Raw genomic sequence first — 18,638 nt, 5'->3', positions numbered from 1 at the left:
AGGGGCGGCAGGGAAAATTTCCCTGCCGCCCCTCGCCCCATAAATGGGCACTTTGATCATCGGTAGTGTTTCCACCGCCAAGCCTCGACCCAAGCAACGATCTGTTCTACGAAGGGTGAATGAATCTTCTTTCCGAACATGTTTTTCAGTGCGGCGACCACTTCCTGACCTTCGAACCAATCAACATCGAGACTGTCGAGATAGTCATTGAGCTCAGCAGGATCATCGAATGTTAGTTCGGCTTCGGGGTCAGTGCCTCTTCCACCGTCGCTGAATTCGAGCATGAACCAATCTGGAACATTTGGCGTGACATACGTAAAGCACGCGACATACATCCCTGATTGTGGGCCGGCTTTACATTGTCCAATCGATACACGGTGGCCGCTGAGCCCATACGGTACATCCGGCCTCACCATGGAATGTACCTCCGATGCCGGACGTGAACATTGAGGCGTTTGCCTCGTTCGAAGTTTGAGTACACCCCGTTTGGCCGGTTACTCCCTGTGTAGACCTTGTGCGTTCGGCGGCTATGAGGCGAGGGCTTCGATGAGGTCCGGCCCGTTGTTCCGGACGCTGTTGACGCGGTCGCTGACCACACGCGGGACCAGGTGCGGTTCGGGCATGGAATCCAGTAATACACGGACGTCGTTTTCCTTGGTGGTTTCCGGGTCGAGCCAGTCGTCCCACATCTCAGGCGGCACGATGACCGGCGTGCGGTCGTGGATGTGCCCGAGGGCATCGGAGGCTGCGGTGGTGATGATCGTGGCTGTGCGCAACCAGCGTTGCGGGTCGTCCGTCGGCAGAGCCGGGTTCGGCCAGTTTTCAAACAGGGCCGCGAAGGCCAGGGGGTTGCTGTCTGCTGGATGCAGGTAGGTGGGGATCTTCTTCCCGTCGGGAGTCTTCTCCCATTCAAAATATCCGTCACCTGCAACCAACCCGCGCCGGATGGACGCCGCTTTGCGGAACGAGGGCTTCTCGGTGACCGTTTCCATTCTGGCGTTGATCAGCCGGGCGGCGCCTTTGGTGTCCTTGGCCCAAGAGGGGACCAGCCCCCAGCGGGCGGTGACGAGTTTTCGTGAGATTTCGGATTCTTCGTTGTTGCGTCGGTCGATGATCAGCGGGATGAGATCGGTGGGGGCGATGTTCCAGCTGGCGGCCACTTCAGGGTCGACGACTTCGCTGATGAGGAAGAAGTCTTGAATGTCCGCCGCTGAGTAGCTCATTACGAATCGTCCGCACATGTGGTCATTATGGCCGGGACGGTGTTCTGTCCGATAGCCCGGCGTTCTGGCCGGGAGTCCGGGCTTGGGCCCGTTGGGCCGACCTCCTCACCGAGACGCAGCAGGAGCGCCTGGCCAAGCTCTTCGCCGCCGACGAGCACGTGCAGGTCGAGGCGACCTGGGGCATCTACCAGCGCATGGTCGCCGCCTACCGGCACCCCGACCGCTCCCGGGGCCGTGAGCTCATGGAAGCCGTCATCGCCTCCCTCAGCACCGGCGTCCCCGCCGCGCTGACCGAGCTCATCACCCTCGGGCGCACCCTCAAGCGCAGGGCCGCCGACATCCTGGCCTACTTCGACCGCCCCGGAACCTCGAACGGGCCCACCGAGGCGATCAACGGACGTCTCGAACACCTCCGCGGTTCCGCCCTGGGCTTCCGGAACATCACCAACTACATCGCCAGATCCCTGCTCGAAGCAGGCGGATTCAGGGCCCAACTACACCCCGCATTGTGAAGAGCCGCTAAACGTTCTTACCGTCCGTTGACGACAACTACCGGATAATCCTGTCGTCAACGCAAACAGCCAAAGCTATCCTGCCGCCAAAGACGTTAAAGACAGCCCATTTTCACTACCGGATAAGCCGGGACGAGCGCGCGCTTGGACGCCGCTGCCTTCCGGAACGAGGGCTTCTCCGTCACGGTCTCCCGCCGCGCGTTGATGAGGCGGGCGCCGCCCTTGCTGTCCTTGGCCCATGGCGGCACAAGCCCCCAGCGGGCGCCCACGAGCTTGCGGGAGAGCTCCCCAGTCTCCTTGTCCCTGCGGTCCAGGACGATGGGCACGGGGTCGGTGGGCGCCACGTTGTAGCTCGGGGCCAGGTCCTCGATGTAGGTCTCGTCGACCTCGAACTCGGCGACGAGGTCGCCCACCGTCTGGGCCATGACGTATCTGCCGCACATGGGCCCCATTATGCGCCGGGCCGCGGCGGGTTGTCCGATACGCTTGTCGGTGGCTGGCTGTGGTCCCCGTACGCCACAAGCTATGAAGCCCACAGATGAAGAGGAGACGCCCCCGTGACAGACGCCCAGCAGACCATCATCACCGTCGACGGCGAGGAACGCACCGTCGCGGAGGGCACCACGGGAGCCGAGCTGTTCGACGGCCGGCGCGAGATCGTCGTCATGCGTGTGGACGGGGTCCTGAAGGACCTCGACCAGCCCGTTCCGTCAGGCGCCGCGGTGGAGGGCGTCGACATCGCGAGCGAGGACGGCCTCAACGTGCTGCGCCACTCGACGGCCCACGTCATGGCCCAGGCCGTGCAGCAGCTCCGTCCCGACGCCAAGCTCGGGATCGGCCCGTACATCAAGGACGGGTTCTACTTCGACTTCGACGTCGCCGAGCCGTTCACGCCCGAGGACCTGCGCACCCTCGAGAAGATGATGCTCAAGATCGTCAACCAGAACCAGGTGTTCCGCCGTCGCGCGGTCACCGAGGACGAGGCCCGCGAGGCCATGGCGGACGAGCCCTACAAGCTCCTGCTCCTCGGCGCGAAGGACAACCAGTCCGAAGGGGCCGTCAAGGAGGGCGCCAACGTCGAGGTCGGCGCGGGCGAGATCACGGTCTACGACAACGTCGACCGGAAGTCCGGCGACGTCATCTGGTGCGACCTCTGCCGCGGGCCCCACCTGCCCAACACGAAGCTCATTTCGAACGCGTTCGCCCTGACCCGCTCGGCCGCGGCCTACTGGCTCGGCAGCGAGAAGAACGTCCAGCTCCAGCGCATCTACGGCACGGCCTGGCCCACCAAGGAGGCGCTCAAGGAGTACCAGGAGCGCATTGCCGAGGCCGAGCGCCGGGACCACCGCAAGCTCGGCGCCGAGCTGGACCTGTTCTCCTTCCCGGACGAGCTCGGCTCGGGCCTCCCGGTCTTCCACCCCAAGGGCGGGATCATCCGCAAGGCCATGGAGGACTACTCGCGCCAGCGCCACACCGAGGGCGGGTACGAGTTCGTCTACACCCCGCACATCACCAAGGGCCACCTGTACGAGGTCTCTGGGCACCTGGACTGGTACCGGGAGGGCATGTTCCCGGCGATGCACATCGACGCGGAGCTGAACGAGGACGGCACGGTGCGCAAGCCCGGGCAGGACTACTACCTCAAGCCCATGAACTGCCCCATGCACAACCTCATCTTCCGCTCGCGCGGGCGCTCGTACCGGGAGCTGCCGCTGCGCCTGTTCGAGTTCGGCTCGGTGTACCGCTACGAGAAGTCGGGCGTGGTGCACGGCCTCACGCGCGTCCGGGGCATGACGCAGGACGACGCGCACATCTACTGCACGCGCGAGCAGATGAAGGACGAGCTCACGGGCACCCTGAACTTCGTCCTCGACCTCCTCAAGGACTACGGCCTCGACGACTTCTACCTCGAGCTGTCCACGAAGGACCCGGAGAAGTACGTCGGCAGCGACGACGCGTGGGAGGAGGCCACCCGCACCCTCGCCGAGGTCGCCGAGGCCTCGGGCCTCGAGCTCGTCCCGGACCCGGGCGGCGCGGCGTTCTACGGCCCGAAGATCTCCGTCCAGGCGCGGGACGCGATCGGCCGGACGTGGCAGATGTCCACGATCCAGCTCGACTTCAACCTGCCCGAGCGCTTTGACCTCGAGTACCAGGCGGCCGACGGCACGCGCCAGCGCCCGGTCATGATCCACCGTGCGCTCTTCGGCTCGGTGGAGCGCTTCCTCGGCGTGCTCACCGAGCACTACGCCGGGGCCTTCCCCGCGTGGCTCGCGCCCGTCCAGGTCGTGGCGATCCCGGTCGCCGAGGCATTCAACGACTACCTGTACGACGTCGTCGAGCGGCTGAAGAAGGAAGGCATCCGGGCCGAGGTGGACGCGGGCACCGACCGCTTCCCGAAGAAGATCCGCACGGCGAGCAAGGAGAAGGTGCCCTTCGTCCTCATCGCCGGCGGCGAGGACGCCGAGGCCGGCGCCGTGTCCTTCCGCTTCCGTGACGGGAGCCAGGACAACGGCGTGCCGGTCGACGAGGCGGTCAAGCGCATCGTCGACGCCGTCCGCACGAGGGCGCGCTAGCATGGCGGAGCCCACGGAAGGCCGCGCGGACGGGAATGCGGCCAGGCCGGACGGGGACGCGGCGCCGAAAGACGGCGACGTCACGGACGGCTTCGAGCTCGCGGGCACCCCGGACGCGTTCGGGCGGCTGTGGACTCCGCACCGCATGGCCTACGTGACGGGCGGTCAGGGCCGGGTCCGCGACGAGTCCGGATGCCCCTTCTGCGCTGCTCCCGAGCGCACCGACGAGGACGGGCTCATCGTCTACCGGGGCCGGACCTCCTACGCAGTGCTCAACCTCTTCCCGTACAACCCCGGCCACCTGCTCGTGTGCCCCTACCGGCATGTCGCCGACTACACGGACATCACGGCCGAGGAGACCGCCGAGATGGCCGAGATCACCCAGACGGCGATGCGGGTGATCCGCAAGGTGGCCAACCCGCACGGGTTCAATCTGGGCATCAACCAGGGGGACGCGGGAGGGGCGGGCATCGCCGCCCACCTGCACCAGCACGTGGTGCCCCGTTGGGGCGGCGACGCGAACTTCCTGCCGATCATCGCGCAGACCAAGCAGATCACCCAGACCCTCGACGAGACGAGGACCCTCCTCGCCGAGGCGTGGCCGGAGGGCGGGAAGGACGCGGGTGCTCAATAGGCACGCGCGGGAGCTCTTCACGCGCCTCTTCACGCCGCTCGCGGCACTGCTGCTGCGCCTTCGCGTCTCGCCGGACGCGGTGACCGTCGTCGGGACGGCCGGCGTGTGCGCGGGCGCCCTCGTGCTGTACCCGCTGGGCGAGCTGTTCTGGGGCACCGTGGCGGTCACCGCCTTTGTGTTCTCCGATGTCGTGGACGGCATCATGGCCCGGATGGCCGGCCGCACCGGCCGCGGCGCCCAGTGGGGCAGCTTCCTCGACTCGACACTCGACCGCGTCCAGGACGCGGCGGTGTTCGGCGGGATCGCGCTGTGGTTCTTCGGGGCCGGGGACGACTTCACCACCGGTGCCCTCGCGGTCGCGTGCCTCGCGGCCGGCAACCTCGTCTCGTACGCGCGGGCCAAGGCCGAGTCCCTCGGCTACAGCGCCAACACCGGCATCGCCGAGAGGGCCGAGCGGCTCGTCGCGGTGCTGCTGGTGACCGGGCTGACGGGCCTCGGGCTCCCGGTGCCGTTCCTGACCTGGACGCTCGGGATCCTCGCCGTCGCGAGCGCCGTGACCGTGGGCCAGCGGATCGCTGCGGTTCGCGCACAGACACGCGAGGACCGCGCCGGCGCGTGAGGGGATAGACTGGGGTGTCCCTCAGACGTATCCAGCTTTTTCGCGCAACAAGAAAGACGAGTACGTGTCTACTGAAGCAAACGCCTCGGCGCCCACGACCGGAAGCAACCGCGTCAAGCGCGGCATGGCCGAGATGCTCAAGGGCGGCGTCATCATGGACGTCGTCAACGTCGAGCAGGCGAAGATCGCCGAGGATGCCGGCGCCGTTGCCGTCATGGCCCTCGAGCGCGTCCCTGCTGACATCCGCGCCCAGGGCGGCGTGTCGCGCATGTCCGACCCGGACATGATCGACTCGATCATCAGCGCCGTGTCGATCCCGGTCATGGCGAAGGCCCGCATCGGCCACTTCGTCGAGGCCCAGGTCCTCCAGTCCCTCGGCGTGGACTACATCGACGAGTCCGAGGTCCTGACCCCGGCCGACTTCGAGAACCACATCGACAAGTGGCAGTTCACTGTCCCGTTCGTGTGCGGTGCGACCAACCTCGGCGAGGCGCTGCGCCGCATCAACGAGGGTGCGGCGATGATCCGGTCCAAGGGCGAGGCCGGCACGGGCGATGTCTCGAACGCGACGACCCACATGCGCAGGATCCGCGCCGAGATCAAGCGCCTCACCTCGATGCCCGAGGACGAGCTCTACGTCGCAGCGAAGGAGCTGCAGGCGCCCTACGAGCTCGTCAAGGAGATCGCCGAGACCGGCAAGCTCCCCGTGGTGCTGTTCACGGCAGGCGGCATCGCGACCCCGGCGGACGCCGCGATGATGATGCAGCTCGGCGCGGACGGCGTGTTCGTCGGCTCCGGCATCTTCAAGTCGGGCAACCCGGCCCAGCGGGCTGCGGCCGTGGTCAAGGCGACGACCTTCTTCGACGACCCCGACATGGTCGCCAAGGTCTCCCGCGGCCTCGGCGAGGCCATGGTCGGCATCAATGTCGACGAGATCCCGCAGCCGCACCGGCTTGCCGAACGCGGCTGGTAACAGCGCGCGGCTTGGTAGCAGCGCGCGGCTTGGTAGCAGCACGCGCCCAGCAGGCAACGACGGCGGGTGCGGGGCGCGGCGGGGACTTTAGGCACTGGGCCCGGCGCGGCGGCGGGGCGTGTCATGGTCATGTGACCGCACCGAGCCGCAAGGCAGCCGGATGGGAGGCTATCCGCAAGGATGCCGCTTCCCTGGTGCCGCCGCCGTTCCTCCGGGACTACGACGCCGAACGGGCCGCCTTCACGTGGGAGGCCGCCCGGGCCGAGCTCGACGGACTGCCGGACGGCGGGCTCAACATCGCCCACGAGGCCGTGGACCGCCACGCCTCCGGCCCGCTCGCGGACCGGGACGCCCTGCGGTTCGTGAGGGCCGACGGCGAGGTGGAGGCCCTGACGTACTCGGAGCTGGCCCGGCGCGTGGGCCTCTTCGCGAGCGTCCTGCGCGAGCTCGGGGTCGCCCGGGGAGAGCGCGTCTTCTCCCTCCTCGGGCGCCGTCCCGAGCTGTACGCGGCGGCGCTCGGCACGCTCAAGGCCGGGAGCGTCTTCTGCCCCCTGTTCTCGGCGTTCGGGCCGGATCCCATCCGCCAGCGCCTCCTCATCGGCGGCGGGCGTGTCCTGGTCACGACGCGGACGCTGTACCGCAAGAGGGTCGCCTCCATCCGGCACGACCTCCCCGAGCTCCGCCACGTGCTCTTGGTCGACGCCGACGGCTCGCCCGAGCCGGACACGCTCGACCTCACGGTGCTCCTCGATGCCGCGCGGCCTGTGCCCGAGGCCGTGCACACCCGCCCCGACGAGGACGCCCTCCTTCACTTCACGAGCGGCACGACCGGCACCCCCAAGGGCGCGCAGCACGTCCACGAGGCCGTGGTGGCGCACTGGGCCACCGGCCGCTACGCCCTGGACCTCCATCCCGAGGACGTCTACTGGTGCACCGCGGACCCCGGGTGGGTCACGGGGACCTCGTACGGGATCATCGCCCCGCTCGTGCACGGCGTGACGGCCGTGGTGGACGAGGAGGAGCTCGACGTGGACCGCTGGTACCGGATCCTCGCCGGCCAGCACGTGACGGTCTGGTACACGGCGCCGACCGCGCTGCGCATGCTCATGAAGGCCGGTGCCGAGCGCGCCGCCGCGCACGACCTGTCCGCGCTGCGGTTCATCGCGAGCGTCGGCGAGCCCCTCAACCCGGAGGCCGTGGTGTGGGGGCGGGACGTCCTGGGCCTGCCGGTCCACGACAACTGGTGGCAGACGGAGACGGGCGGCATCATGATCGCGAACTACGCCGCCATGGACATCCGGCCCGGTTCCATGGGCAGGCCCCTCCCGGGGGTGGAGGCCGCCGTCCTCCTGCGGGGCGCTGACGACGCGCCCGTGCTGCGCGACGGCGAGGCCGTCCCCGTGGGCGCGGGGGAGGTCGGCGAGCTCGCGCTGCGCCCGGGCTGGCCGTCCATGTTCCGCGGCTACCTTGGTGAGGACGAGCGGTACCGCAGGTGCTTCGCCGGCGGCTGGTACCTCACGGGGGACCTCGCGAGCCGGGACGAGGACGGCTACTTCTGGTTCGTGGGCCGTGGCAACGACGTCATCAAGTCCTCGGGCCATCTCATCGGCCCCTTCGAGGTGGAGAGCGCGCTCATGGAGCACCCCGCTGTGGCGGAGGCCGGCGTCATCGGCGTGCCCGACCCTGTGGCGGGGGAGACGGTGAAGGCCTTCGTGGAGCTGCGCGCCGGCGCGCAGGCTGGGGAAGACCTCAGGCTCGAGATCATCGGCTTCGCGAGGAAGCGGCTCGGCGCCGCGGTCGCGCCGCGCGCGGTCGAGTTCGTCGACGCACTTCCGCACACCCGCAGCGGCAAGGTGCTCCGACGCCTCCTCAAGGCCCGCGAGCTCGGCCTGCCTGAGGGCGACCTCTCGACACTCGAGGCCCGGCCATGACCAGTCCACGCCCCGATGCACGCCTCGCCGCCGGCCCCGGGGCGGCCCAGTCGCTGCTGCGCGCCATGCTCCGCGTGCGGCGGTTCGAGGAGGCCTGCATCCGGCTCTACACCGAGCAGAAGATCCGCGGCTTCCTCCACGTCTCCATCGGGGAGGAGGCCGTGATCGCCGGCGCGATGAGCGCTCTTGGCCCCGACGACGCCGTCGTGGCCACCTACCGCGAGCACGGCCATGCCCTCCTGCGGGGCGTCTCCCCCCGCCGCCTCATGGCCGAGATGTACGGCCGCGCCGAGGGCTGCAGCCGGGGCCGCGGCGGGTCCATGCACCTGTTCGACGCCGCGACCCGCTTCTATGGCGGCAATGCGATCGTCGCAGGCGGGCTGCCTCTCGCGGTCGGGCTGGCCCTCTCCGACGCGCTGCAGCGCCGGGACCGGGTCACGGCCTGCTTCTTCGGCGAGGGCGCGATGGCCGAGGGCGAGTTCCACGAGAGCATGAACCTCGCGGCCCTGTGGCGCCTCCCTGTCCTGTTCTGCTGCGAGAACAACCTCTACGCAATGGGCACGGCGCTGGCACGCTCCGAGTCCCAGACGGACCTCGCCCTCAAGGCCGCCGCCTACGGGGTGCCGGCCTGGGAGGTGGACGGCATGGACGCCCTCGCCGTCGCCGACGCCGCGCACAGGGCGGCCGAATCGGTCCGCGCCGGGGGAGGGCCGTACTTCCTCGAGCTGCGCACCTACCGGTTCCGGGCCCACTCCATGTTCGATCCAGAGCGGTACCGCGAGAGGTCCGAAGTGGCCGCGTGGATCCAGCGCGACCCCATCCCCAGGCTGCACGGCGAGCTCGGGGACGCGGGACTCCTCACGGACGAGGCGTGGGAGGGGCTCGGCCGCGAGGTCGACGACGAGGTGGAGGACGCCATCGCCTTCGCCGAGGGCGGTTCGCTCGAGCCCGTGGAGGACCTCACGCGCTTCGTGTACAGCGAAGGGGGAGGGGATGAAGACCACCTACCGTGAAGCCATGCGCGCGGCCCTCCGGGACGCGCTCCAGCGCGACGAGCGGGTCTTCCTCATGGGCGAGGACGTCGGCGCCTACGGCGGCTGCTACGCGGTCAGCCTCGGGCTGCTCGAGGAGTTCGGACCCGAGCGGGTGCGGGACGCGCCCTTGTCCGAGTCGGGGTTCGTGGGCGCCGGGATCGGCGCGGCCCTCGGCGGGATGCGGCCCGTGGTCGAGGTCATGACGGTCAACTTCAGCCTCCTCGCGCTCGACCAGCTGGTGAACAGCGCCGCGAGCCTCCTGCACATGTCCGGCGGCCAGTTCAACGTCCCCCTCGTGGTCCGCATGACCACCGGGGCCGGTCGGCAGCTCGGCGCGCAGCACTCGCACAGCCTCGAAGGGTGGTACGCCCACATCCCGGGGCTGCGGATCCTCGCGCCGGCGACCCTCGAGGACGCGCGCGGGATGCTCTGGACCGCGCTCGAGGACCCCGACCCGGTGCTCATCTTCGAGCACGGCTCGCTCTACGCCGCCGAAGGCGAGCTCGACGACGCGGCGGGGCCTGTCGGGATCGACCGCGCCGCCGTGCGCCGGGAGGGCGCGGACGTCAGCCTCATCACCTACGGCGGAACCCTCCCGCTCACGCTCGAGGCCGCGGACGGGCTTGCCGGGCAGGGCGTCAGTGCGGAGGTCCTGGACCTCCGCACGCTGCGGCCGCTCGACGAGGAGGCCATCCTCGCGACCGTCGCGCGCACGCACCGCGCCGTCATCGTGGACGAGGCCTGGCGCAGCGGCAGCATCTCAGGGGAGATCGCGGCACGCATCGCCGAGAAGGCCTTCTACGAGCTCGATGCGCCGATCGCGCGGGTCTGCGGGGCGGAGGTCCCGATGCCCTATGCGAAGCACCTCGAGGAGGCCGCGCTGCCCTCTGCGGCGCGTGTCGCAGCAGCCGCGCTCGAGGCGGTGTCCGTCCATGCATGAGCTGCGGATGCCCTCGCTCGGGGCGGACATGGACCATGCGAAGGTCGTCGAATGGCTCGTCAAGCCCGGCGACGCCGTCCGCCGCGGCGACCTCATCGCGAGCGTCGACACCGACAAGACCGTCATGGACGTCGAGTCCTTCGAGGACGGGGTGGTGGCCGAGTACCTCGTCGGCGTGGGGGAGACGGTCGACGTCGGGACTCCCATCCTGCGGCTCGACGGCGGCGGGGAGTCCGCGCCCGCCGGGCCGGAGCCGGAGGCGCACGAGCCGGAAGTGCCTGCACCGGGAGCACCGGCTGCGGGTGCGCAGCCCGCCGTGCAGGCGCCTGGCGAGTCAGCTGCGCGGGAGCCTGGCGCGCCAAGCCTGCAGGAGCCGGGCAGGGGGGAGCCAGGCCGGCACGCCCCGGCGGAGCGGGCCGCGGGGAGCGCGGCGCAACGGGTCCGCTCGTCGCCTCTCGCGCGCCGCCTCGCCGCAGGGCTCGGCATCGATCTCGCAGCCGTGAGGGGCACAGGCCAGCAGGGCAGCATCTCCGAGTCCGACGTCCGCCGGGCCGCTGGCGAAGCTGCGCACGGCACTGCCGGTGCTGCCGCTGCCGGTGCGGGGCTCCCGCCCGCGGAAGCGCCTCGGGCAGGAAGGGCCGAGACGCCCGGAACGGCTGAGGCCCCCGGCAGGGCCGCGACACTGCGGGCGGCGCTCGGGAGCCTCATGGCCAAGTCGAAGGCCACCGTCCCGCACTACTACCTCAGCACGACCCTCGATCTGGCACCGGCGCTCGCCCTCATGCAGGAGCGCAACCTCGGGCGGCCGGTCTCGGAGCGGCTCGTGCCCGCGGCCTTCCTGTTCAAGGCAGCTGCCCTGGCCGCGCGGGACGTGCCCGGCATGAACGGCTTCTGGAAGGACGCGGGGTACGAGCCTTCCGACCGGGTCCACCTCGGCGTCGCCGTGGCGCTGCGCGGCGGCGGGCTCGTGGCACCTGCGCTGCACGACGCAGACACGCTCGCCCTCGACGAGCTCATGGCGAAGCTGCGCGACCTCGTCGCGAGGGCGAGGGCGGGCCGCCTGCTCCGGACCGAGATGGCGGACGCCACCGTCACTGTCACGAGCCTCGGGGACCTCGGCGTCGAGGCCGTCTTCGGCGTGATCGTCCCGCCGCAGGTGGCCATGCTGGGATTCGGCCGCGTCGTCGAGCGCCCCTGGGCCGAGAACGGCATGCTCGGCGTGCGGCCCACCGTGACGGCCACGCTCTCGGCGGACCACCGGGTGAGCGACGGCCTCGGCGGGGGCCGGTGCCTGGCCCGCATCCAAGAGCTCCTGCTCGCGCCGGATCGACTGTGACACGGGAGGGATGATGGCACCGGGCCTGACCCCCATGGAGGTACGCGCCGCGGTCACCGCGGCCCTGCGCGAGATCGCCCCGGACGTCGAGGCGGACGCGCTGGACGACGCCGACCGGCTCCGCCAGGACCTGGACCTCGACTCGCTCGACTTCCTGCGCCTCATCGAGCGCATCGCCGAGACCACGGGTGTGGACGTCCCGGAGAGGGACTACCCGCAGGCCGCGACGTACGGCGGGCTGGTCGCCTACATCGCGGCCCGCCAGCGCTAGACCAGCCGAGGCCAGGCCCCGCCGAGACTAGGCGGTGCTGGCAGCACCGAGGCGTTCGGTGCGCAGGTGCTCGGTGAACCAGTCGCGCGCGAGGTGGGTGACGGCGTCGAGCGCCCCCGGCTCCTCGAAGAGGTGCGTCGCTCCGGGCACCACCTCGATCCTGTGCGGGCAGCGCAGGTGGCGCGCGGCCTCCCGGTTGAGCTCGAGGACCTGGCGGTCCGCGCCGCCCACGATCAGCAGCGTCGGCGCCGTGACGCCCGCGAGCCGCGCGAGGGCAAGGTCTGGGCGGCCCCCGCGTGAGACCACTGCGCGGACGGGCGTCCCCGGCTCCGCCGCCGCCCACAGCGCGGCTCCGGCGCCCGTGCTCGCGCCGAAGTACCCGATCGGCCGCCCCGCGCCGGCACGCTCTGCCACGAGCCATTCGGTCGCGGCCCTGAGCCGCGAGGCGAGGAGTCCCACGTCGAAGACGGCCCGCCGTTCGAGCTCCTCTTCCGGCGTGAGCAGGTCCAGCAGGAGCGTCCCGAGTCCCACGCGCTCGAGTCCGCGGGCCACGGCACGGTTGCGGGGACTGTGCCTGCTGCTGCCGCTCCCGTGCGCGAACACGACGATTCCGCCGTCCGCAGGCAGGAAGAGGCTGCCCTGCACTGCCAGCCCGTCCACCGGGATCGCGACGTCCTGGTGCACGGGCGGGGAGGGCGCGGCCGGGGATGTCGCGGCCGGACGCTGCGCCGCGGCCTCCAGGAGCTGCAGGACCTCGTCGTCGCCCGTCGCCGAGAAGTCGCTGTAGAACCGCCCGACGGCGCGGAACGGCGACGGAGTGCTCAGGCACACCACCTCGTCCGCCTCGGGGAGGTCCTCCACCGTGTCCCGCGGTCCCACGGGGACGGCCAGGACCACCCGCGCTGCGCCGAGCTCGCGGGCCACGCGGCACGCGACGCGCGCAGTGGATCCGGTGGCGATCCCGTCGTCCACGATGATCGCTGTCCGCTCCCGCAGGTCCTCGGGAGCCCGGACCGCGCGGATCCGGGCCGCCCTGGACTCGAGCACCTCCCGCTCGTGCTGCTCGACGAGGGCAAGCTCCCGGTCCGTCACGCCGGACAGCCTGCGCACCCTCTCGTCCACGATCCGCACGCCGTGCTCGCCGATGGCCCCCATTGCGAGCTCCGGCTGGAACGGGAGCCCGAGCTTGCGCACCACGATCACGTCCAGGGGGGCGTTGAGGGCCACTGCCACCTCGAACGCCACGGGCACGCCGCCGCGGGGAAGCCCCAGCACCACGGTTCCCGGGCCGCGGAAGCGCATGAGCGCGCGGGCGAGCTCGCGGCCGGCCTCAGACCTGTCCTTGAACACGTGCATGAGATCCTCCTTGCGCGAGGCCCGCTGTCCCGCTTCGACTCCGCCGGCTGCCTGGACTCCGCCAGCCTGCATCGGTTCCGCATCGATTCCACTGTCCCGCATCGGCTGCGCGGGCGGCAGGGGCGAATGGCCGTGTTCGCCGGACGGGCAGGCGGGGCGCCGCGCCGCGCTGAGGGGCGTGGCGGCGGTGGCTTTTGCGGGGGAGCACGACGTCGGCGTCCGGGTCGGGGCGCACGACGGCGGCGACGCACCCGCGCAGGGGGAGTCACCGCCGTCGTCCGTCACGCAGCGAGGTGCGCCGCCCTGACGGAGGAGGCGGTCACGCGAGGCCGCGGCGCGCGATGAGGTGGTCCACCTCGGCGTCGCGGCCGCGGAAGGCGCGGAAGGACTCGAGCGGGTCCCGCGAGTACCCGCGGGAGAGGAGCTCGGCGCGGAACGTGTCCCCGTTCGCGCGGGTGAGGCCGCCGCTCTCGCGGAACCATTCGACCGTGTCCGCGTCCAGGACCTCGCTCCAGATGTAGGACCAGTACCCGGCCGCATACCAGCCGCCGGCGAAGATGTGCTGGAAGTAGCCCGTGCGGTAGCGCGGGGGGATCAGGTCCACCGCGATGCCCGCCTCCCCGAGCGCGGCGGCCTCGAACGCGATCGGGTCTGCCACGGCTGCACCCGCCGGACCCTCCGTGCCCTCCGTGCCCTCCGCGTCCTCCGGACTCTCCGGCCGGCCGGAACCGCCGTCCGCGCGGAGGCTGTGCCAGGCGAGGTCGAGGAGCGCCGCCCCGAGGTACTCGGTGGTCGCGAAGCCCTCGCCCCACAGCCGGGCGGCCTCGAGCCGCTCGAGCTCCTCGGCCGGCAGAGGCTCCCCGGTCGCGTGGTGGCGCGCGTAGTTCGCCACGACTTCGGGCCACAGCATCCACATCTCGTTGACCTGCGAGGGGTACTCGACGAAGTCCCTGGGCACATTGGTCCCGGAGAACCGCGGGTACTGCACGTCGGAGAGGAGCCCGTGCATTGCGTGGCCGAACTCGTGGAAGACGGTGCGCAGCTCGTCCAGGGTCAGGAGGGCCGGTTCGCCGGCCGGGGGCTTCGGGACGTTGAGGTTGTTCACCACCACGGGCCGGTGGCCCAGCAGGCGGGACTGCTCGAGCAGGGAGTTCATCCACGCCCCGCCGCGCTTGGTGGGCCGTGCGAAGTAGTCCCCGAGGAAGAGCCCCAGGCCCGAGCCGTCGGCGTCGAAGACCTCCCAGACCCGCACGTCCGGGTGGTAGCCGGCCAGGTCCGTGCGCTCCTCGAACCGGAGCCCGTAGAGCCGGCCGGCCGCGAAGAAGACCCCGTCCCGCAGCACGCGGTCCAGCTCGAAGTACGGGCGCAACGCGGATTCGTCCACGGCGTAGTCGGCGCGCCGCACGCGGGCGGAGAAGAACGCCCAGTCCCACGGCTCGAGGGCGTGCCCCGCCTCCGCGGCGAGCCTCTCGGCCTCGGCGCGGGCGTTGCGGACGGCCGCGGGCACGAGCCGCGCGAGCATGTCCCGCACGGCGGCGATCGACGGCGCCGTCTGGTCCTCGACCGCGAGCTCGGCGAAGTCCGCGAACCCCAGGAGCGCCGCCTTCTCGGCGCGGAGCGCGGCCATGGCGACGACGAGCTCCCGCACGTCGGTCTCGCCGGGCTCGCTCCCGCGGGCGATGGAGGCCTCGAAGATGCGCCGGCGCAGCCTGCGGTCCTCGAGGACGGACAGGAGCGGCTGGCCGGTCGGCTGGATGAAGGTCAGGAGCCAGCCCGAGGCGTGCCCCGCGGCCCGTGCGGCCTCGGCGGCAGCCGCCCTGTCGTCGTCGGGCATCCCCGCAAGCTGCGCCTCATCGGTGACGAGCACGGCGGCGTCGTTGACCGCGCGCGCCACGCGCTGCCCGTACTCGGTCCCGAGCCGGGCGAGCTCGCCGTTGATCTCCCGCAGGCGCGTCTGGCCCGCGTCGTCGAGATCGATCCCGCTGCGGCGGAACGCGGCGAGCCACTCGTCGACGAGGCGCGCGGACTCGGCGTCCAGGCCAGTCGTCCCGATCGCTGCGAACCGCTCGTAGAGCCCGCGGTGGAGGTGGATCGCGTCCTCGTGGGCGGAGAGCTCGGGCATGAGCTCGGTCTCGAGCGCCCTGATGCCCTCGGTGGCGTGGGAGGAGACGAGCGTCATGAACGCCGGGACTGCCCTGGCCAGGAGCTGGCCGGAACGTTCCACGGCCGCGGCCGTGTTCTCGAAGTCGGCCGGAGCCGGGTCTGCGGCGATCGCCTCGATCTCGGCGAGGTGCTGCGCGAGCCCTTCGCGCACGGCCTCGGCGTAGTGCTCATCGGCGAGTTCGCCGAATGGCGGGAGCCCGTAGGGCAGCGTGCTGGGGGACCGGAGCGGATTCACCATGAAAGGAGCCTTTCACGGCTCGGGGGCCGCGGCAAGCGCCGCGGCCCCCGACGGGGACGGTCCTGCTCAGTCCTGCTCGAAGACGAGCGACATCGGCGTGGCCTGGGACCCCTGGCCCTGCGGGTTGTCCTTGAAGATGCCCGCGATCACGTCGGTGGGCAGGTCCGTGTCGTGGCCCATGACCACGACCCCGAGGTCGTTGGCGTCCATGACGGCCGTGCCGCCGAACGAGGCCGCCGCGCCGTCGGGAAGGGCCGCGCGGACTGCGGCGCTGAGGGCGCGCGCGACGCCGTCGGGATCCTTCGGCGCGAGCTTCACCGAGTTGCTCGCGGCGCCCAGGCTGTACGGGGTCGCGCCGTCGATCGCATTGATGCTGTGCCCCACCACGTCGTAGAACACGCCGCTGCGGCCGCGCAGCTTGCCCACCACCGAGGCAGCGGCGGCCTTGACGATCAGGGGCAGGCCCACCTCGTTGATCGCGATCTGCATGGACCATGGGCTCCCCAGGCCGATTCCGGCCGGTGTGCGGGTGACGAACTTGGAGAGGATGCGCGCGGCTGGGGAGACCTCGATCTCCCACACCGGGAAGGACCGGCCCTGCGTGATGGCCACGATCTTCTCGCTCACGAGCAGGTACCACTTGCGGCCGTCGGCCGCCTTCTGCGCCTCCTCGGGCGCCCCGGGCAGGCCGTCGAAGAACCGCTTGACGTAGGAGGCCACCTCCGGCGCGAGCTCCGTCTCGCGGGCGAAGACCGCAGTCTGCAGCGGGTAGCGGCGGAAGGTCCGGCCCTCCGAGACGATGTCCAGGTCCTTGCCCGGGTTGGCCTCGTAGTCGCTCTTGTCCTCGATGACGTCTGCCGGCGCCTCGTGCCTGTCGATGAACTCGCGGAACCACAGCTCCACGTTCAGCAGGCGCCAGAACACCATGGTGTCTGCGCCGTTCCTGCCCGTGAGGTACTCCTCGAAGGCGGTGAGCACGGCCTCGCGGTCCCAGTAGGGGCGGCTGTAGAACGAGTTGGACATGAAGACCTTGTAGATGCGCTCCTTCATGAGCGTGAACCACTCGGCCTCGGGGGTCGTGAACCCGATCTTGTTGCGCCGGCTGCTGATCATCTCCGGCAGCTGGCCTCTGGTCGCGTCCCTGAGGATGCGCTTGTTCCAGCCCTCCTTGATGATCGCCTCGTCCGAGAGGCTGAAGAGGTACTTCACGACCTCCTTGTCGAGGAACGGCACGCGACCCTCGAGGGAGAAGCGCATCGTGTTCTTGTCCTCGTAGCGCAGGAGCGAGGGCAGGGACTTCTCGAAGAGGTCGTCGATGAGGCGCATCTTGAGGTTGTCCGGGACGTTGCCGAACGACTCGCCACGGAACTTCGAGGTCCAGTCCTTCTTGAGGAGCGAGCCCATCGTGACCGTCTTCTTGCCGCTGAGCATGCTGCGGAGCCTGAAGCGCCCCAGGCGGTAGAAGACGTCGAGGCTCGACGCCGCCTCCCTCGCGAGGGTGGCATAGTCGCCGGAGGCCTTGAGCTGGCGGAGGTAGGCGAAGTAGTACGGGATGTACCCGGCCATCATCTCGTCCGCCCCCTGGCCGTCGAGGAGGACGGTCACGTGGTTGGCCGCCTCCTTCATGACGCAGTACTGCGCGTAGGGGCCGGAGGAGATGATCGGCTCCTCCATGGTGCGCACGAAGTCGTGCAGGTCCGCATCGAAGGCCTCGGGCGTCGGCTTGATCTTGTGCGCCTCGATGTTCCCCTGGCACACGGCGATCGCCGCGTCGGCGTACTTCTCCTCGTCGTTGATGGCATTGGGGAACACGGCGCTGAACGTGTTCTGCTTCGCGCCGACCGCCTCGAGGCCGGCGGCATTCTCGCGCATGAGCCGGTTGATCGTGACGACCACCGCGGAGGAATCGAGGCCGCCGGAGAGGGCGCTGCCCACGGGCACCTCGGAGTTGAGGCGGATCCGGATGGCCTCGGTGAAGCGGCGGCGGTACTCCTCGACCACCTCGGGCGAGTAGGGCGTGCCGACCTCCGCGAGCTCGGCGAGCTCCTCGCGCAGGCGGGTGTACGCGGAGATGCGGAACGTCCCCGTGCCCAGGTCCACCGTCATCATCTCGCCGGGGAGGAGCTTGCGGACGCCCTCGAAGAAGGTCTCCTCCGAGTCGTCGTGGATGCGGAACTGGAGGTAGCGGTAGAGGATGCGCTCGTTCGGGGCTGCCTCCACCAGGCCTGTCGCGAGGATCGGCTTGATCTCGGAGGCGAAGAGGAGCTGGGGCTCGGCCTCCGTGCCGGCGTTGGCCCAGTAGAGCGGCTTGATCCCGAAGTGGTCGCGCGCGAGCACGAGCTGGTCCCGGTGGCGGTCGAACACCGCGAGGCCGAACATGCCGTTGAAGCGGTCGAACGCGTCCGTGCCCCACTGCTCGTAGGCCTGCAGGACCACCTCGGTGTCCGACTCCGTGCGGAAGGACCGCCCGAGGGCCTCGAGCTCGGTGCGCAGCTCGCGGTAGTTGTAGACCTCGCCGTTGTAGACGAGGACGGTCGCGCCGTCGCCGCTGACCATCGGCTCCTGGCCGTGAGCGATGTCGACGATCGCGAGCCGGCGGTGGGCGAGCCCGACCCTGCCCTCGGAGAAGTAGCCTTCGCCGTCTGGCCCCCGGTGCTCGATGCAGCTGTTCATGCGCTGCAGGAGTGATTCCTCGAGCCCGGCGCCGAAGTAACCGGCGATTCCGCACATAGTGCGCTCCTCTTCTCTCAACAGGGGGTGCCGCGCTCCATGCTACCGGCGCCGCTGGTGGTGCCCGTCTGGAGGATCCCGGCCGGATGGTCTGGAGCCGGGCGG

The 18,638-nt window shown here is 70.5% G+C and carries 15 protein-coding genes and 1 pseudogene; 10 read left to right on the top strand and 6 right to left on the bottom strand.

Going from position 1 to position 18,638, the window contains the following annotated elements:
* Positions 1-56: 56 nt before the first annotated feature.
* Together ABCQ75_RS08775 and ABCQ75_RS08770 are read right to left on the bottom strand one after the other, a co-directional pair.
* Positions 57-284 (bottom strand): hypothetical protein, encoded by a 228-nt coding sequence (locus tag ABCQ75_RS08775; RefSeq protein WP_345884801.1) that lies wholly within the window; start codon positions 282-284, stop codon positions 57-59.
* 243 nt (positions 285-527) lie between these two features.
* Positions 528-1,223: an SOS response-associated peptidase gene (locus ABCQ75_RS08770; RefSeq protein WP_345884799.1), complete on the bottom strand. Its 696-nt coding sequence runs from the start codon at positions 1,221-1,223 to the stop codon at positions 528-530.
* A 14-nt stretch (positions 1,224-1,237) separates the two neighbouring features.
* On the opposite strand from ABCQ75_RS08770, the pseudogene ABCQ75_RS08765 reads away from it, so the two are divergent.
* Positions 1,238-1,735 (top strand): annotated as a pseudogene (locus ABCQ75_RS08765) (transposase); the annotation flags it as partial.
* Between the two features lie 95 nt (positions 1,736-1,830).
* Here the strand turns inward: ABCQ75_RS08765 and ABCQ75_RS08760 are convergent.
* The gene (locus tag ABCQ75_RS08760) at positions 1,831-2,178 is read right to left on the bottom strand and encodes an SOS response-associated peptidase (protein ID WP_345884797.1); all 348 of its coding nucleotides are present in this window, start codon (positions 2,176-2,178) and stop codon (positions 1,831-1,833) included.
* A 114-nt stretch (positions 2,179-2,292) separates the two neighbouring features.
* On the opposite strand from ABCQ75_RS08760, the gene thrS reads away from it, so the two are divergent.
* The 9 genes from thrS (at position 2,293) to ABCQ75_RS08715 (ending at position 12,046) form a co-directional block, all read left to right on the top strand.
* Positions 2,293-4,308 carry a threonine--tRNA ligase gene (thrS, locus tag ABCQ75_RS08755; protein ID WP_345884796.1) on the top strand — a complete coding sequence of 672 codons (2,016 nt, stop codon included), beginning with the start codon at positions 2,293-2,295 and terminating at the stop codon, positions 4,306-4,308.
* A 1-nt stretch (position 4,309) separates the two neighbouring features.
* Positions 4,310-4,942, top strand: a complete 633-nt coding sequence (locus ABCQ75_RS08750) for an HIT family protein (protein ID WP_345884794.1) — start codon at positions 4,310-4,312, stop codon at positions 4,940-4,942.
* Positions 4,932-5,561, top strand: a complete 630-nt coding sequence (pgsA, locus tag ABCQ75_RS08745; RefSeq protein WP_345884792.1) for a phosphatidylinositol phosphate synthase — start codon at positions 4,932-4,934, stop codon at positions 5,559-5,561. Before ABCQ75_RS08750 ends, pgsA begins: the two co-directional genes overlap by 11 nt.
* Positions 5,562-5,625: 64 nt before the next feature.
* Positions 5,626-6,534, top strand: a complete 909-nt coding sequence (pdxS, locus tag ABCQ75_RS08740) for a pyridoxal 5'-phosphate synthase lyase subunit PdxS (RefSeq protein WP_345884790.1) — start codon at positions 5,626-5,628, stop codon at positions 6,532-6,534.
* Positions 6,535-6,725: 191 nt separating this feature from the next.
* Positions 6,726-8,465, top strand: coding sequence for an acetate--CoA ligase (acsA, locus tag ABCQ75_RS08735; protein WP_427916081.1), 1,740 nt, complete (start codon positions 6,726-6,728; stop codon positions 8,463-8,465).
* The gene (pdhA, locus tag ABCQ75_RS08730) at positions 8,462-9,478 is read left to right on the top strand and encodes a pyruvate dehydrogenase (acetyl-transferring) E1 component subunit alpha (RefSeq protein WP_345884786.1); all 1,017 of its coding nucleotides are present in this window, start codon (positions 8,462-8,464) and stop codon (positions 9,476-9,478) included. The genes acsA and pdhA overlap by 4 nt, the downstream gene beginning before the upstream one ends.
* Positions 9,459-10,439 carry an alpha-ketoacid dehydrogenase subunit beta gene (locus tag ABCQ75_RS08725; protein WP_345884784.1) on the top strand — a complete coding sequence of 327 codons (981 nt, stop codon included), beginning with the start codon at positions 9,459-9,461 and terminating at the stop codon, positions 10,437-10,439. The genes pdhA and ABCQ75_RS08725 overlap by 20 nt, the downstream gene beginning before the upstream one ends.
* On the top strand, positions 10,432-11,775 hold the full coding sequence (locus tag ABCQ75_RS08720; protein ID WP_345884782.1) for a dihydrolipoamide acetyltransferase family protein: 1,344 nt from the start codon (positions 10,432-10,434) through the stop codon (positions 11,773-11,775). The genes ABCQ75_RS08725 and ABCQ75_RS08720 overlap by 8 nt, the downstream gene beginning before the upstream one ends.
* A gap of 13 nt (positions 11,776-11,788) precedes the next feature.
* Positions 11,789-12,046 carry a phosphopantetheine-binding protein gene (locus ABCQ75_RS08715; protein WP_345884780.1) on the top strand — a complete coding sequence of 86 codons (258 nt, stop codon included), beginning with the start codon at positions 11,789-11,791 and terminating at the stop codon, positions 12,044-12,046.
* Positions 12,047-12,073: 27 nt separating this feature from the next.
* On the opposite strand, the gene ABCQ75_RS08710 is transcribed toward ABCQ75_RS08715, so the two are convergent.
* The 3 genes from ABCQ75_RS08710 to asnB form a co-directional block, all read right to left on the bottom strand.
* Positions 12,074-13,402 carry a phosphoribosyltransferase family protein gene (locus ABCQ75_RS08710; protein ID WP_345884778.1) on the bottom strand — a complete coding sequence of 443 codons (1,329 nt, stop codon included), beginning with the start codon at positions 13,400-13,402 and terminating at the stop codon, positions 12,074-12,076.
* 319 nt (positions 13,403-13,721) lie between these two features.
* Positions 13,722-15,803, bottom strand: coding sequence for a M3 family metallopeptidase (locus tag ABCQ75_RS08705; RefSeq protein WP_345884777.1), 2,082 nt, complete (start codon positions 15,801-15,803; stop codon positions 13,722-13,724).
* Positions 15,804-15,869: 66 nt separating this feature from the next.
* A complete protein-coding gene (asnB, locus tag ABCQ75_RS08700; RefSeq protein WP_345884775.1) occupies positions 15,870-18,533 on the bottom strand; it encodes an asparagine synthase (glutamine-hydrolyzing) in 2,664 nt (887 codons plus the stop codon).
* Positions 18,534-18,638: the final 105 nt, after the last annotated feature.

Origin of the sequence: Sinomonas halotolerans (assembly GCF_039615075.1) — a bacterium.
GTDB classification, from domain to species: Bacteria; Actinomycetota; Actinomycetes; order Actinomycetales; family Micrococcaceae; genus Sinomonas; species Sinomonas halotolerans.
Note: the sequence above shows the minus strand (reverse complement) of the source record. Positions and strands in the feature narration are given on the sequence as shown.

Bases quoted from the DNA above. Each gene is read 5' to 3' on its own strand.
- ABCQ75_RS08775 (WP_345884801.1), bottom strand. From the start codon at position 284: ATGCTCGAATTCAGCGACGGTGGAAGAGGCACTGACCCCGAAGCCGAA.
- ABCQ75_RS08725 (WP_345884784.1), top strand. From the start codon at position 9,459: ATGAAGACCACCTACCGTGAAGCCATGCGCGCGGCCCTCCGGGACGCG.
- pdhA (WP_345884786.1), top strand. From the start codon at position 8,462: ATGACCAGTCCACGCCCCGATGCACGCCTCGCCGCCGGCCCCGGGGCG.
- asnB (WP_345884775.1), bottom strand. From the start codon at position 18,533: ATGTGCGGAATCGCCGGTTACTTCGGCGCCGGGCTCGAGGAATCACTC.
- ABCQ75_RS08710 (WP_345884778.1), bottom strand. From the start codon at position 13,402: ATGCACGTGTTCAAGGACAGGTCTGAGGCCGGCCGCGAGCTCGCCCGC.
- ABCQ75_RS08720 (WP_345884782.1), top strand. From the start codon at position 10,432: ATGCATGAGCTGCGGATGCCCTCGCTCGGGGCGGACATGGACCATGCG.
- ABCQ75_RS08760 (WP_345884797.1), bottom strand. From the start codon at position 2,178: ATGTGCGGCAGATACGTCATGGCCCAGACGGTGGGCGACCTCGTCGCC.
- ABCQ75_RS08705 (WP_345884777.1), bottom strand. From the start codon at position 15,803: ATGGTGAATCCGCTCCGGTCCCCCAGCACGCTGCCCTACGGGCTCCCG.
- ABCQ75_RS08715 (WP_345884780.1), top strand. From the start codon at position 11,789: ATGGCACCGGGCCTGACCCCCATGGAGGTACGCGCCGCGGTCACCGCG.
- ABCQ75_RS08770 (WP_345884799.1), bottom strand. From the start codon at position 1,223: ATGAGCTACTCAGCGGCGGACATTCAAGACTTCTTCCTCATCAGCGAA.
- ABCQ75_RS08750 (WP_345884794.1), top strand. From the start codon at position 4,310: ATGGCGGAGCCCACGGAAGGCCGCGCGGACGGGAATGCGGCCAGGCCG.